Source organism: Pseudomonas sp. PGPPP1 (genome assembly GCF_002255865.1).
Lineage (GTDB): Bacteria > Pseudomonadota > Gammaproteobacteria > Pseudomonadales > Pseudomonadaceae > Aquipseudomonas > Aquipseudomonas cremoris.
The window spans coordinates 1-13003 of sequence record NZ_NKIG01000029.1 but is presented as its reverse complement, the minus strand read 5'-3'; the positions used below and the strand labels follow the sequence as shown (position 1 = coordinate 13003).

The following is a 13003-nucleotide window of genomic DNA, read 5'->3' as shown; positions in this document are numbered from 1 at the left end:
AGCACGGGGTTTTTACGCCGATTGGTTAGGCCTTGACGTGCGTGTTGTGTGCCTGATCGGTTGTGCATAAATCCTGATCCTTGGAAAAACGTTACCCGTTCACCCCATTCAGTGGGTAATCGGCGGATCTCTTTGAGGCGCAAGTGGGTCATTTTGGTGCATGACCATGATGTGCCGCAGGTCTCGATAGTGGCTTAGTGCCTTGTTTCGAGAGGCCTCTGTATCGGGGTTCTTATGCTTGTATTTTTGTCGGTACCTGATTGATGGCAGGTTGATTGGTCTTTCAGCGTAGACGAAAAAACCGCCTGTCTCGAAATGGTGCGTTTTTTTTCGCACCGTTCTACATGGACGCACATGGGGTCTGCGTGAAGCGTCAGCCATTCGCAGGTATGCTGCAGCCTTGAACCTGACCTGCCGAACGGAGTGCCTGCGGTGTTCGCTTTAGATCAACGCCTTCAACAAGACACACTGGTCATCGGGGATTTCCCCCTGAGCCGCCTGCTGTTGTCCAATGATTCGAACTACCCCTGGTTCATCCTGGTACCGCGCATCGACGGTATCAGCGAAGTGTTTCAGCTGGGTGTCGCCGACCAACAGCGGCTGTGGCAGGAAACGACCGCCTTGGCGCAGTTGCTGAATGAAGGCCTCGCGGCCGATAAAATGAATATTGGCGCCTTGGGCAATGTGGTCAGCCAACTTCACGTGCACGTCATCGTGCGCAAACGTGACGACGCCGCCTGGCCTGCGCCGGTGTGGGGCAAGCACCCGGCCAAGCCTTATAGCGACGCACAGGTGGAGGCTATCCGTGCACGTCTGCGCGAACTGTTGCCCGCCGACTTCACGTTTACCCAGGGCTGAATTATGGATTTGCAAGACCGTGTAACCGACCTGGAAAGCCGCTTGGCCTTTCAAGACGACACCATTGAGACCCTCAATGACATTCTGGTGGCCCAGCAACGGGCCGTTGAGCGCTTGCAGTTGCAGATGACCGCGTTGCTCAAGCGCCAGGAAGAGATGGGTGGGCAGTTCGAAACGTCGGAAGAAGAAGCGCCGCCTCCGCACTACTGATGAATGCGAGTGCAATAAAAAACCGCGATCCAGTCAACGCTGGATCGCGGTTTTTTTTGCTGCGAAGGCTGGGATCAGCGACGCGGCAGTGCAGCTATCACGTCTTCTGCCTGTAGGCCTTTGTCGCGATTCATCACGGAAAACTCCACGCGCTGGCCTTCCACCAGGACGCGATGGCCTTCGCCGCGAATGGCCCGGAAGTGGACGAAGATATCGTCGCCCGAATCACGGGAAATAAAGCCGAAGCCTTTGGATGTGTTGAACCACTTGACGGTACCGGTATCCCGATTGGTCATGTCGTAGGTTTGCGACGAGGCCGCAGGGGACGAACGGTAGAAGCTGATGGCCAGGTGAAGAACGATGGCGACCACAGCAATCACCAGGCTAAGCAGAATGGCCGGGTGGCCACCGACTTCAGGCATGGGCGCCAGGAGGGTGAGGGTTTGTACAACAACGGTCAGAACCAGCAGCGCGCTGACCAGGTTTTGCAGTTGATGACGTGTGCCTTTGTTCCAGTAAGGAATGACCGGTGCCAGCGTCAGGTTAAGAAGGCCGAACAAGGCCAGGTACAGAGCGTCGTGTTGTTCCAGGTAGGGAGGGCTTCCCTGTTGCAAGCTCGGTATAAAGGACAGCAGCAAAGCTGCAACGCCCGTTAGCAGGTGGACGATTTTCAACATTTTGATTAACTCACGTTAAGACGGATCACGAGGAAGAGCTGACTGGCACGGTTCGCTTCTGAACTATGGGAGGCGTTGGGCACGTGCGCGGGTATCAGCCTATGTCGCTGCTGCAGAAATGAACCGCAGCGACACGCCGCCTATTTAACAGCAAAGGCTGTGCCTACTCAAATCAAGCATTTGCGGGGGTTGCAAGGGGGTGGGCATTTCTGCGCCAAACGCTTGTCCTAGAGAGGTGCAGGCGTTTTGAGTGTTTTTTGAGGAAATTTCCTATGCCGTCCTAAGGCTTGTCCTGCAATGCCTGGCGGATAGCGCCAGGGCAATTTGCCGCACATCGCCTGGGTGTATAGAACGGCACGTTACCGGCACTCTTGCTAGAGTGGTCCTGCACCTGATCAATGAATGCTCTCAATTGAAGGGGAAAAACATGGCAATCGATATTGGTATCAGTGAAGAAGATCGTAAATCCATCGTCGATGGGCTTTCGCGACTGCTGTCCGATACCTACGTACTGTATCTGAAGACCCACAACTTTCATTGGAACGTTACGGGCCCCATGTTTCGTACGCTGCACTTGATGTTTGAAGAGCAGTACAACGAACTGGCGCTGGCGGTGGACTCCATTGCCGAGCGCATCCGTGCCCTGGGCTTCCCGGCGCCGGGTGCCTATTCGATCTATGCGCGTCTTTCCTCCATCAAAGAGGAGGAGGGTGTGCCCAGTGCCGAAGAAATGATCCAGCAACTGGTCGCCGGCCAGGAAGCGGTCACTCGCACTGCGCGCGGTATTTTCCCATTGCTCGATAAAGTCAGTGATGAGCCGACCGCCGACCTGCTGACCCAGCGTATGCAGGTTCACGAAAAAACCGCGTGGATGCTGCGTTCCCTCCTCGAAAACAAATAATCGTCAACCCGCAGTGGCGCCGTCCTGGCGCCGCTCGCTTGTTTCCACGCATTTCCTGGCGTTGTCCTACGACTATCAACTCCCCGTCTTCTGGCCGCTTCCTTGCGCCTGCTGTTTTATAGGGCCATCGCCCCATGGGAGAGCCCATGGGCTGCTGTTTGGCAATGGAGTGTCAGGTGTATGTCGCGTGGAGAGGGTAATGGGGTCATGGAAACCGCTGGTTTTCATAAAATCAAAGTCGATCCTTTTGTGAAGGGTTTCGACATGGGGCTGGCCAGGCCATTGTCCCGATCGGTCAGGCTCAATGGGTTTTCGACATGCCTGCGGCTGGAGCAGATCTATTGGAATATCCTCACGGAAATAGCCAGGATCAATGCCTGCTCTGTCAGTGCGTTGTTGTCTTACGTCGATCGGGAGGTGCACTTGCGTTATGGGGGAGTGAAGAACTTCAGCGGGTTGGTCAGGGTGGTGTGCGTGGAGCATGTACTCAAGGGCTGTGTTGAGCCCTGAACCATCAAATGGCCCCGGAGCCGGCCCATCGTCCCGGTGGGCAAGGCTTCGGGCAGAAAGCCGGCTGCGCTGCCTCGATTTACCAGATATAATCCCGCGCTTTGCTGCGCGTGCCGGGGTTGTCCCGGAGCAGGCGTGGCGCAGTAATGTTCTGATCGCCGAGACATCGCCATGCCCATGTACGACTATCAATGTGCTTCCTGTGGTCATCAGTTGGAAGCCATTCAGAAGATCAGCGCAGCGCCGCTGGTCGATTGCCCGGCCTGTCAGGCCCCGGAGCTCAAGAAGATGTTGTCCATGCCTGGCTTCCGCCTGAGCGGCAGCGGCTGGTACGAGACCGATTTCAAGACAGGTTCGAAGAAGAATCTGGCGGGCGGCGACAAAGCAGACTGAGTTGAACTCTACGCGCAGGCTCCTGCATTATCCGTCCCCTGCTTTAATGTACGGTGACGAGGCAGGCCTCCACCGAATTTCGAATTACGAGAAGTGAAACCACTACCATGATGCGCAGCCACTATTGCGGCCAACTGAACGAGACCCTGGAAGGTCAGGAAATCACCCTTTGCGGATGGGTTCACCGTCGCCGCGACCACGGCGGGGTCATCTTCCTCGACATCCGTGATCGTGATGGTCTGGCCCAGGTGGTGTTCGACCCGGACCGCGCTGAAAGCTTCGCCGCCGCCGACCGCGTGCGCAGCGAATACGTCGTGAAGATCACCGGCAAGGTTCGCCTGCGTCCGGCCGGTGCCGTGAACAAGAACATGGCCTCCGGCGGCATTGAAGTGCTGGGCTATGAACTGGAAGTGCTGAACGAGTCGGAAACCCCGCCGTTCCCACTCAACGAATTCTCCGACGTGGGCGAAGAAACCCGCCTGCGCTACCGCTTCCTGGACCTGCGTCGTCCGGAAATGGCCGAGAAGCTGCGCCTGCGCTCGCGCATGACCACCAGCATCCGCCGCTTCCTCGACGAAAACGGCTTCCTCGACGTAGAAACGCCGATCCTGACCCGGGCTACCCCGGAAGGCGCGCGTGACTACCTGGTGCCGAGCCGTACCCACGCTGGCAGCTTCTTCGCCTTGCCGCAATCGCCGCAGCTGTTCAAGCAACTGCTGATGGTGGCTGGCTTCGACCGCTACTACCAGATCGCCAAGTGCTTCCGCGACGAAGACCTGCGCGCTGACCGCCAGCCGGAATTCACCCAGATCGACATCGAGACCAGCTTCCTCGATGAAAAAGAGATCATGGGCCTGACCGAACAAATGATCCGCAACCTGTTCAAGGAAGTGCTGGACCTGGAGTTCGGCGATTTCCCGCACATGACCTTCGAAGAGGCCATGCGCCGCTACGGTTCCGACAAGCCAGACCTGCGTAACCCGCTGGAACTGGTGGACGTGGCCGATCAACTGAAAGAAGTCGACTTCAAGGTGTTCAGCGGCCCGGCCAACGACCCTAAATGCCGCATCGCCGCCCTGCGCGTGCCTGGCGGCGCAAGCATGCCGCGCAAGCAGATCGACGACTACACCAAGTTCGTCGGCATCTACGGTGCCAAGGGCCTGGCATACATCAAGGTCAACGAGCGCGCCAATGGTGTTGACGGTCTGCAATCGCCGATCGTGAAAAACATTCCGCTGGACAACCTGAACGCGATCCTGGATCGCGTTGGTGCGGTTGACGGCGACATCGTGTTCTTCGGTGCCGACAAGGCCAAGATCGTCAGCGAAGCCTTGGGCGCGCTGCGCATCAAGCTCGGTCACGACCTGAACCTGCTGACCTGCGAATGGGCCCCGATGTGGGTCGTTGACTTCCCGATGTTCGAAGAGAACGACGACGGCAGCTTCAGCGCCTTGCACCACCCGTTCACCGCACCGAAGTGCTCGCCGGCCGAGCTGGAAGCCAACCCGGCAGGCGCACTGTCCCGTGCCTACGACATGGTGCTTAACGGCACTGAGCTGGGTGGCGGTTCGATCCGTATCCACCGCAAAGAGATGCAGCAAGCGGTCTTCCGCCTGCTGGGCATCAACGAAGCGGAACAGGAAGAGAAGTTCGGCTTCCTGCTCGACGCCTTGAAGTACGGCGCGCCGCCGCACGGTGGCCTGGCCTTTGGCCTGGACCGTCTGGTGATGCTGATGACCGGTGCCCAGTCGATCCGTGAAGTGATCGCCTTCCCGAAAACCCAGAGTGCTGCGGACGTCATGACCCAGGCTCCAGGTGTGGTGGATGCCAAGGCGCTGCGCGAGCTGCACATTCGTCTGCGCGAGACGCCGAAGGCTGAGTAAGGCTACTGCGTGAAAGCGCACTGAGGTTTACGCAGTCTAAAAAGGCGCATCTTCGGATGCGCCTTTGCGTTACAAGGGTTGCATCCTGCCTGGGGCGGGATTGATAAGGTTTCTACAGAATTTCGGAGTTGTGTTATGGCTGGCCATTCCAAGTGGGCGAACATCAAGCACCGCAAAGAGCGACAGGATGCCAAGAAAGGCAAGATCTTCACCAAGTGGATCCGCGAGCTGACCGTCGCTGCCCGCCAGGGCGGTGGTGACCCCGGCTCCAACCCGCGCCTGCGCCTGGCGCTGGACAAGGCGCTTGGCGCCAACATGAGCCGCGACATCATCGATCGCGCCGTGGCCCGTGGTGCCGGTGCTGCCGATACCGACGACATGGTCGAACTGACCTACGAAGGCTACGGCCCAGGCGGCGTGGCGGTGATGGTCGAATGCATGACCGACAACCGCAACCGCACCGCAGCCGCTGTGCGTCACGCTTTCAGCAAGTGCGGCGGCAACCTCGGTACCGATGGTTCGGTGGCCTACCTGTTCGAGCGCAAGGGGCAAATCTCCTTTGCGCCGGGTGTGGATGAAGACGCGCTGATCGAAGCCGCGATGGAAGCGGACGCCGATGACGTGGTGACCAACGAAGATGGCTCCATCGACGTGTTCACCTCGTTTGGCAGTTTCTACGCGGTGCGTAATGCGCTGGAAGCCGCTGGTTTCAAAGGCACCGACGCAGAAATCGTGATGCTGCCAACCACCAGTGCCGAGCTGGATTTGGATGGCGCGCAGAAGGTGCTGAAGCTGTTGGACATGCTTGAGGACCTGGATGATGTGCAGAACGTGTATTCGAATGCTGACATCCCGGAATCCGTCGCCGAGCAACTGTCTTAAGATCCATGAAAGTCCAATGTGGGAGCTGGCTTGCCTGCGATTGCGGTGTATCAAATACAGATTTGTTCACTGACACACCGCAATCGCGGGCAAGCCCGGCTCCCACATGGGTCTTTGCGTATCCACAAAACCGCAGGCGTTATGACTTTAATCCTAGGTATCGACCCCGGTTCGCGCATCACCGGTTTTGGCGTGGTGCAGCAGACCCCACGCGGCTGCATCTACGTGGCCTCGGGTTGCATCCGCACCGGTGCGGGCGAGCTGGCCGAGCGCTTGCAGATCGTCTATCGCGGCGTGCGTGAAGTGATCCAGACCTACGGGCCGGTCACCATGGGCATCGAAAAGGTGTTCATGGCCAAAAACGCCGATTCGGCGCTGAAGCTTGGCCAGGCCCGGGGCGCTGCTATCGTCGCGGGCGCGGAGGAGGGCATGGAAATCGCCGAGTACACCGCGACCCAGGTCAAGCAGGCCGTGGTCGGTACTGGCGCCGCCAACAAGGAGCAGGTGCAGATGATGGTCATGCACATGCTCAAGCTCACCTCAAAACCACAGATTGACGCGTCCGACGCTCTGGCCATTGCCATTTGCCATGCGCACACCCGTTCCAGTCTGCTGCCCCACGGTCTGGGTACGGCACGCAGTCGTGGCGGGCGGCTGCGTCTCTGATAGCATCAGCGCAATCGTGTTTCCCGGTCAGGCCTTTGGCTGACCCTCAAGCTTTAAGGATTTGAACCGTGATTGGACGCTTGCGCGGCACCCTGGCTGAGAAACAGCCGCCGCACCTGATTCTGGATGTAAATGGGTTGGGGTATGAGCTGGAAGTGCCCATGACCACCCTGTATCGCCTACCGTCTGTCGGCGAGCCGATTACGCTGCACACCCATCTGGTGGTGCGCGAAGATGCGCAATTGCTCTATGGTTTCATTGGCAAGCGCGACCGTGACTTCTTTCGTGAACTGATCCGCTTGAATGGCGTGGGGCCGAAACTGGCACTGGCGCTGATGTCGAGCCTGGAAGTGGACGAGCTGGTGCGTGCCGTGTCGGCCCAGGATACGTCGGCACTGACCAAGGTGCCGGGTGTCGGCAAGAAAACCGCCGAACGTCTGCTAGTGGAACTCAAGGACCGCTTCAAGGCCTGGGAAGTTGTACCGAGCATGTTCGCGCTGGTGCCGAACCAGCCAGACATGCCGGCCGGCCAGGTCGCCAGTGCCGAAAGCGACGCTGTCAGCGCGCTGATCTCCCTGGGCTACAAGCCGCAGGAGGCCAGCAAGGCCGTGTCGGCCATCAAGGACAAGAACCTGAGCAGTGAAGACATGATCCGCCGTGCCCTGAAGGGAATGATTTAAGTGATTGAAGCAGATCGTCTGATCGCGGCCACCGGCCCGCGCGACCGTGAAGAAGTCCAGGACCGCGCCATCCGGCCCCTGAGCCTGGCTGAATATATCGGTCAACCTACCGTGCGCGAGCAGATGGAGCTGTTTATCCAGGCCGCGCGCGGGCGCAGTGAATCCCTCGATCACACCCTGATCTTCGGCCCGCCGGGGCTGGGTAAAACCACCCTGGCCAACATCATTGCCCAGGAAATGGGCGTGTCGATCAAGTCCACCTCCGGCCCAGTGCTGGAGCGGCCAGGCGACCTGGCAGCACTGCTGACCAACCTTGAACCGCATGACGTGCTGTTTATCGACGAGATTCACCGGTTGTCGCCGATCGTCGAGGAAGTGCTGTACCCGGCGATGGAAGACTTTCAGCTCGACATCATGATTGGCGAAGGCCCGGCGGCGCGCTCGATCAAGCTCGACCTGCCACCGTTCACCCTGGTGGGTGCCACCACTCGCGCCGGCATGTTGACCAACCCATTGCGAGACCGTTTCGGCATCGTTCAACGTCTAGAGTTTTATAGCACCGCAGACTTGGCGACCATCGTCAGCCGTTCGGCGAGCATTCTCGGCTTGCCCCTGGACCCGGAAGGCGCATTTGAAATCGCCCGTCGGGCCCGTGGCACGCCGCGAATCGCCAACCGCCTGCTGCGTCGTGTACGCGATTTTGCCGAAGTGCGGGCCAAGGGGCATATCACCAAGGCCGTGGCCGACCTGGCGCTGAACCTGCTGGATGTGGACGAGCATGGCTTCGATCACCAGGATCGACGTCTACTCTTGACCATGATCGAGAAGTTCGACGGCGGCCCGGTGGGCGTCGACAGCCTCGCGGCGGCCATCAGCGAGGAGCGCCATACCATCGAGGACGTGCTGGAACCGTACCTGATCCAGCAGGGCTACATCATGCGCACGCCACGGGGGCGGGTGGTGACGCGCCATGCCTATCTGCACTTCGGGTTAAACATTCCGTCACGATTGGGTGAGATGCCCGTGGTAGACGAATTCCTCGATGCAGTGGACGATTAAAAAGGTCACGCCAGTCGATTTATCTGAAGTTTGTGCTGTCCTAGTGGCTGGCGTCGTCATTCAGTCACTCGAAGTATTCTCGAGAATGAAAAAACAGTTGCCCAGCCAATTGGCAACCTGAGGAGTAAGCACTAGAGTATGCGCGCGCAAAACGGGGATCAGTCGTTCGCACATCGCTGTCGCGTTTATTACGAGGACACCGATGCCGGCGGCATCGTGTATTACGTCAATTACCTCAAGTTCATGGAGCGGGCTCGAACCGAGCGGCTACGGGAGCTGGGCTTTGCCCAGTCCGAGTTGGCAGGGGAGGACCTGTTATTCGTCGTGCACTCCAGCGAGGCGCGCTACCACGCGCCGGCGCGGCTGGACGACGAGTTGTTGGTCAGCGCTGAAGTAATCGAATTGAACCGTGTCAGCCTGCGCTTTAAACAGCAGGTCAGGCGGGCAACGGATGCAACGCTGCTCTGTGAGGGGCAGTTCCTGGTGGCCTGTGTGCGCACCAATAGTTTGAAACCCCGGGCCATTCCCGAAGCTCTACGTGCGGCCTTTGCCGACGTAAGCGGCGCGGGTAAACAATCAAAGCAGGAGATTTAGCGTGGAACCTACCGTCGTCGACCATTCCTCCATGTGGAGCCTGGTCAGCAATGCCAGTGTTGTGGTTCAACTGGTCATGCTGACCCTGGTAGCCGCATCGGTTACCTCTTGGGTCATGATTTTTCAGCGCAGCAACCTGCTGCGTGCCGGTCGACGTGCCCTGGAGAGCTTTGAGGAGCGCTTCTGGTCGGGTATCGACCTGTCCAAGCTGTACCGTCAGGCCGGCAGCAACCCGGACCCGGATTCGGGCGTCGAGCAGATCTTCCGCGCTGGCTTCAAGGAATTCTCCCGTCTGCGCCAGCAGCCAGGCGTTGACCCGGAAGCGGTGATGGAAGGCGTGGCCCGTGCCATGCGCGTTGCCATCTCCCGTGAAGAAGAAAAACTGGAGCAGAGCCTGCCGTTCCTCGCCACCGTTGGTTCCGTGAGCCCGTACATCGGTCTGTTCGGTACCGTATGGGGCATCATGAACTCCTTCCGCGGCCTGGCCCAGGCCCAGCAAGCGACCCTGGCCACCGTGGCCCCGGGTATCGCCGAAGCCCTGATCGCCACCGCGATCGGCCTGTTCGCTGCTATCCCGGCAGTAATCGCCTACAACCGTTTTGCCGCTCGCGGCGAAAACCTGATTGGCCGTTACTACACCTTCGCCGATGAATTCCAGGCGATCCTGCACCGTAAAGTGCACACCAGCGAAGAATAAGCAGGTACTCCCCGATGGCTTTAATCACTCGAGCTCGAACCAAGCGCAAGCCGGTCGCCGAGATGAACGTAGTGCCTTACATCGACGTGATGCTGGTGCTGCTGGTTATCTTCATGGTGACCGCGCCGATGCTCAACCAGGGTGTAAAGGTTGATCTGCCCAAGGTTTCCAGCGAAGCCTTGCCCCAGGACAACAACACCCAGGTGCTGACCATTTCGATCAAGTCCGACAAGACCTATTACTGGAACCTTGGCAGCGAAGTCGACACTCAGAAGCAGCAGGACAAGGCCCTGACCTTGCCGGCGATGACTGATGCCGTGACCAAGATCATTCGCTCGGGCAACGAAGGCGGCAAGCACACCCAAGTCTTCATCCGTGGTGACAAGGCAGTCGACTACGGCTCCGTCATGGGTGCCATGGGCGGGCTGCAGAAGGCCGGCGTCGGTAACGTTGGCTTGATTACCGAGGCGCCCTGATGCAGCAACAGCGAGAGCCGTCCGCCTCGGAAAGCTACTTCTGGCCTAGCGTTTGGGCAATTGCCCTGCACGTCCTGGTGTTTGGCATGCTGTTCGTCAGCTTTGCCATGACCCCGGACTTGCCGCCAGCCAAGCCGATCGTGCAGGCGACCCTGTATCAGCTGAAATCGAAAAGTCAGGCCACCACCCAGACCAATCAGAAGATTGCGGGTGAGGCTCAGAAGTCGGCTGCGCGCCAGACTGAAGTCGAGCAGATGGAACAGAAGAAGGTCGAGCAGGAAGCGGTGAAGGCTGCTGCGGAACAAAAGAAAGAAGAGGCGGCTCAAAAGGCCGAGGAATCGAAAAAGGCTGACGAAGCGAAGAAGGCCGACGAGGCGAAAAAGGCTGATGAAGCCAAGAAAGCCGAGAAAGCTGCCGAAGCTAAAAAAGCCGAAGAGAAACAATTGGCTGATATAGCCAAGAAGAAAGCCGAAGACGAAGCGAAGAAAGCTGCCGAAGAAGAGGCCAAGAAACAGGCCGCTGAAGACGCCAAGAAAAAGATTGTCGAAGACGCGAAGAAGAAAGCCGCCGAAGACGCCAAGAAAAAAGCTGAAGCAGACGAGGCGAAGAAGAAAGTCGCCGACGACGCGAAAAAGAAAGCTGCCGCCGACGCCCAGAAGAAAAAGGCCCAGGAAGCAGCGCGTAAATCCGCCGAAGAGAAAAAGGCCCAGGCCTTGGCAGATTTGCTCTCCGACACGCCGCAGCGTCAGCAGGCCTTGGCCGATGAACGTGGTGATGAAGTCGCGGGCAGTTTCGACGACCTGATCCGGGCGCGGGCAGCAGAGGGCTGGACACGTCCACCTTCGGCACGCAAAGGCATGACAGTAGTGCTGCAGATCGGCATGTTGCCGGACGGTACGGTGACTTCGGTCAGCGTGTCCAAGTCCAGTGGTGACGGTTCGTTCGACAGTTCGGCGGTTGCCGCGGTCAAGAACATTGGCCGGTTGACCGAGATGCAGGGAATGAAACCAAGCGACTTCGCTCCCTATCGTTCATTCAAGATGACATTCACACCTGAGGATCTAGCCTTGTGAGAAACCTTCTTCGAGGAATGCTTGTCGTTATTTGCTGTATGGCAGGGATAGCGGCGGCGGATGAAAAGAACATCCTGGTCACCAGCGGTAGTGATCGGGCTACCCCGATCGCGGTGGTACCGTTCGGTTGGCAGGGCGGCAGCGTGCTGCCGGACGACATGGCCCAGATCGTCAGTGACGACCTGCGCAACTCCGGCTACTACGCGCCGATTCCGAAAGGCAACATGATCAGCCAGCCGAACCAGGCCAGCGAAGTTGTGTTCCGTGACTGGAAGGCCGTTGGCGCCCAGTACCTGATGGTCGGCAATATCGTGCCGGCCGGCGGTCGCCTGCAGATCCAGTACACGTTGTTCAACGTGGCCACCGAGCAGCAGGTCCTGACCGGCAGCGTATCGGGCACCGCCGAACAGCTGCGCGACATGGCCCACTACATCTCGGACCAATCGTTTGAAAAGCTCACAGGTATCAAGGGTGCTTTCTCGACACGTCTGTTGTATGTAACGGCTGAGCGTTTCTCCGTAGACAACACTCGTTACACTTTGCAGCGCTCGGACTATGACGGTGCACGGGCTGTAACTTTGCTGCAATCGCGCGAGCCAATCCTGTCGCCGCGTTTTGCGCCGGACGGCAAGCGTATTGCCTACGTATCCTTCGAGCAGAAGCGTCCGCGTATCTTCGTCCAGCACATCGATACTGGCCGTCGTGAGCAGATCACCAACTTCGAAGGCCTCAACGGTGCACCAGCCTGGTCGCCGGATGGTTCGCGCCTGGCATTCGTGCTGTCTAAAGACGGTAACCCTGATATCTACGTGATGAACATGGCTTCGCGCCAGATCAGCCGTGTTACCAGCGGCCCAGGCATCAACACCGAGCCGTTCTGGGGTAAGGATGGTTCGACCATCTACTTCACCTCCGACCGGGGCGGCAAGCCACAGATTTATAAAACAAGCGTGGGTGGCGGTGGCGCAGAACGCGTGACCTTTATTGGTAACTACAACGCCAACCCTAAGCTTTCGGCTGATGAAAAGACGTTGGTGATGATTCACCGTCAGGATGGTTTCACTAATTTCCGGGTTGCGGCCCAGGATTTGCAGCGTGGAACAGTAAAAATCCTTACAGATACCAACCTTGATGAGTCAGCCACTGTTGCGCCCAACGGCACCATGGTAATCTACGCCACCCGCCAGCAGGGCCGGGGAGTCTTGATGCTCGTGTCCATTAATGGACGCGTAAGGCTCCCACTTCCTACCGCTCAAGGCGAAGTCAGAGAACCATCCTGGTCCCCTTACCTGAACTGACGCGGCGCTACAAGATTTGCTTAACACACTGGGGTTCATTAGGAGTTTCACGATGGAAATGCTGAAGTTTGGTAAGTTTGCTGCTCTGGCTCTGGCTCTGTCCGTAGCCGTTGGTTGCTCGTCTAAAGGCGGCGACAATGCCGGTG

The 13003-nt window shown here is 58.5% G+C and carries 16 protein-coding genes; 15 read left to right on the top strand and 1 reads right to left on the bottom strand.

Annotated features, from left to right (window positions below):
- Positions 1 to 432: 432 nt before the first annotated feature.
- A complete protein-coding gene (locus CFE47_RS25155) occupies positions 433 to 858 on the top strand; it encodes an HIT domain-containing protein (RefSeq protein WP_185708075.1) in 426 nt (141 codons plus the stop codon).
- Between the two features lie 3 nt (positions 859 to 861).
- A complete protein-coding gene (locus CFE47_RS25150) occupies positions 862 to 1068 on the top strand; it encodes a SlyX family protein (RefSeq protein WP_027605535.1) in 207 nt (68 codons plus the stop codon).
- A gap of 74 nt (positions 1069 to 1142) precedes the next feature.
- Here the strand turns inward: CFE47_RS25150 and CFE47_RS25145 are convergent, their stop codons facing one another.
- The gene (locus CFE47_RS25145) at positions 1143 to 1745 is read right to left on the bottom strand and encodes a cold-shock protein (RefSeq protein WP_025854767.1); all 603 of its coding nucleotides are present in this window, start codon (positions 1743 to 1745) and stop codon (positions 1143 to 1145) included.
- A gap of 427 nt (positions 1746 to 2172) precedes the next feature.
- Here CFE47_RS25145 and CFE47_RS25140 point away from each other — a divergent pair, with 427 nt between their 5' ends.
- The 13 genes from CFE47_RS25140 to tolB all read left to right on the top strand — a co-directional run bounded on the left by CFE47_RS25140 (position 2173) and on the right by tolB (position 12857).
- Positions 2173 to 2646, top strand: coding sequence for a Dps family protein (locus CFE47_RS25140; protein WP_286841168.1), 474 nt, complete (start codon positions 2173 to 2175; stop codon positions 2644 to 2646).
- Positions 2647 to 2826: 180 nt separating this feature from the next.
- Complete coding sequence (locus CFE47_RS25135) at positions 2827 to 3156, top strand: ribbon-helix-helix domain-containing protein (RefSeq protein ID WP_286841166.1); 330 nt, start codon at positions 2827 to 2829, stop codon at positions 3154 to 3156.
- 171 nt (positions 3157 to 3327) lie between these two features.
- Entirely contained in the window at positions 3328 to 3549 is a 222-nt protein-coding gene (locus CFE47_RS25130) for an FmdB family zinc ribbon protein (protein WP_010208103.1), read from the top strand.
- A 107-nt stretch (positions 3550 to 3656) separates the two neighbouring features.
- The gene (gene aspS / locus CFE47_RS25125) at positions 3657 to 5432 is read left to right on the top strand and encodes an aspartate--tRNA ligase (protein WP_105524020.1); all 1776 of its coding nucleotides are present in this window, start codon (positions 3657 to 3659) and stop codon (positions 5430 to 5432) included.
- Positions 5433 to 5567: 135 nt separating this feature from the next.
- Positions 5568 to 6314: a YebC/PmpR family DNA-binding transcriptional regulator gene (locus tag CFE47_RS25120; protein WP_286841163.1), complete on the top strand. Its 747-nt coding sequence runs from the start codon at positions 5568 to 5570 to the stop codon at positions 6312 to 6314.
- Positions 6315 to 6455: 141 nt separating this feature from the next.
- Entirely contained in the window at positions 6456 to 6980 is a 525-nt protein-coding gene (gene ruvC, locus CFE47_RS25115; protein ID WP_005790910.1) for a crossover junction endodeoxyribonuclease RuvC, read from the top strand.
- Between the two features lie 68 nt (positions 6981 to 7048).
- Entirely contained in the window at positions 7049 to 7660 is a 612-nt protein-coding gene (gene ruvA / locus CFE47_RS25110) for a Holliday junction branch migration protein RuvA (protein ID WP_003175802.1), read from the top strand.
- Positions 7661 to 8719 carry a Holliday junction branch migration DNA helicase RuvB gene (ruvB, locus tag CFE47_RS25105; protein WP_003193867.1) on the top strand — a complete coding sequence of 353 codons (1059 nt, stop codon included), beginning with the start codon at positions 7661 to 7663 and terminating at the stop codon, positions 8717 to 8719.
- A gap of 138 nt (positions 8720 to 8857) precedes the next feature.
- Positions 8858 to 9313 carry a tol-pal system-associated acyl-CoA thioesterase gene (gene ybgC / locus CFE47_RS25100; protein ID WP_025854760.1) on the top strand — a complete coding sequence of 152 codons (456 nt, stop codon included), beginning with the start codon at positions 8858 to 8860 and terminating at the stop codon, positions 9311 to 9313.
- 1 nt (position 9314) lies between these two features.
- On the top strand, positions 9315 to 10010 hold the full coding sequence (tolQ, locus tag CFE47_RS25095) for a protein TolQ (protein ID WP_010208111.1): 696 nt from the start codon (positions 9315 to 9317) through the stop codon (positions 10008 to 10010).
- Between the two features lie 23 nt (positions 10011 to 10033).
- Complete coding sequence (gene tolR, locus CFE47_RS25090; RefSeq protein ID WP_161634127.1) at positions 10034 to 10486, top strand: protein TolR; 453 nt, start codon at positions 10034 to 10036, stop codon at positions 10484 to 10486.
- A complete protein-coding gene (gene tolA, locus CFE47_RS25085) occupies positions 10486 to 11559 on the top strand; it encodes a cell envelope integrity protein TolA (RefSeq protein ID WP_185708069.1) in 1074 nt (357 codons plus the stop codon). The genes tolR and tolA overlap by 1 nt, the downstream gene beginning before the upstream one ends.
- A 17-nt stretch (positions 11560 to 11576) precedes the next feature.
- The gene (gene tolB / locus CFE47_RS25080) at positions 11577 to 12857 is read left to right on the top strand and encodes a Tol-Pal system beta propeller repeat protein TolB (protein WP_185708067.1); all 1281 of its coding nucleotides are present in this window, start codon (positions 11577 to 11579) and stop codon (positions 12855 to 12857) included.
- Positions 12858 to 13003: the final 146 nt, after the last annotated feature.

Excerpts from the sequence above, each read along its gene's own strand:
- CFE47_RS25150 (WP_027605535.1), top strand. The coding sequence starts at position 862 with ATGGATTTGCAAGACCGTGTAACCGACCTGGAAAGCCGCTTGGCCTTT.
- CFE47_RS25145 (WP_025854767.1), bottom strand. The coding sequence starts at position 1,745 with ATGTTGAAAATCGTCCACCTGCTAACGGGCGTTGCAGCTTTGCTGCTG.
- CFE47_RS25140 (WP_286841168.1), top strand. The coding sequence starts at position 2,173 with ATGGCAATCGATATTGGTATCAGTGAAGAAGATCGTAAATCCATCGTC.
- CFE47_RS25135 (WP_286841166.1), top strand. The coding sequence starts at position 2,827 with ATGTCGCGTGGAGAGGGTAATGGGGTCATGGAAACCGCTGGTTTTCAT.
- CFE47_RS25130 (WP_010208103.1), top strand. The coding sequence starts at position 3,328 with ATGCCCATGTACGACTATCAATGTGCTTCCTGTGGTCATCAGTTGGAA.
- aspS (WP_105524020.1), top strand. The coding sequence starts at position 3,657 with ATGATGCGCAGCCACTATTGCGGCCAACTGAACGAGACCCTGGAAGGT.
- CFE47_RS25120 (WP_286841163.1), top strand. The coding sequence starts at position 5,568 with ATGGCTGGCCATTCCAAGTGGGCGAACATCAAGCACCGCAAAGAGCGA.
- ruvC (WP_005790910.1), top strand. The coding sequence starts at position 6,456 with ATGACTTTAATCCTAGGTATCGACCCCGGTTCGCGCATCACCGGTTTT.
- ybgC (WP_025854760.1), top strand. The coding sequence starts at position 8,858 with ATGCGCGCGCAAAACGGGGATCAGTCGTTCGCACATCGCTGTCGCGTT.
- tolA (WP_185708069.1), top strand. The coding sequence starts at position 10,486 with ATGCAGCAACAGCGAGAGCCGTCCGCCTCGGAAAGCTACTTCTGGCCT.
- tolB (WP_185708067.1), top strand. The coding sequence starts at position 11,577 with ATGCTTGTCGTTATTTGCTGTATGGCAGGGATAGCGGCGGCGGATGAA.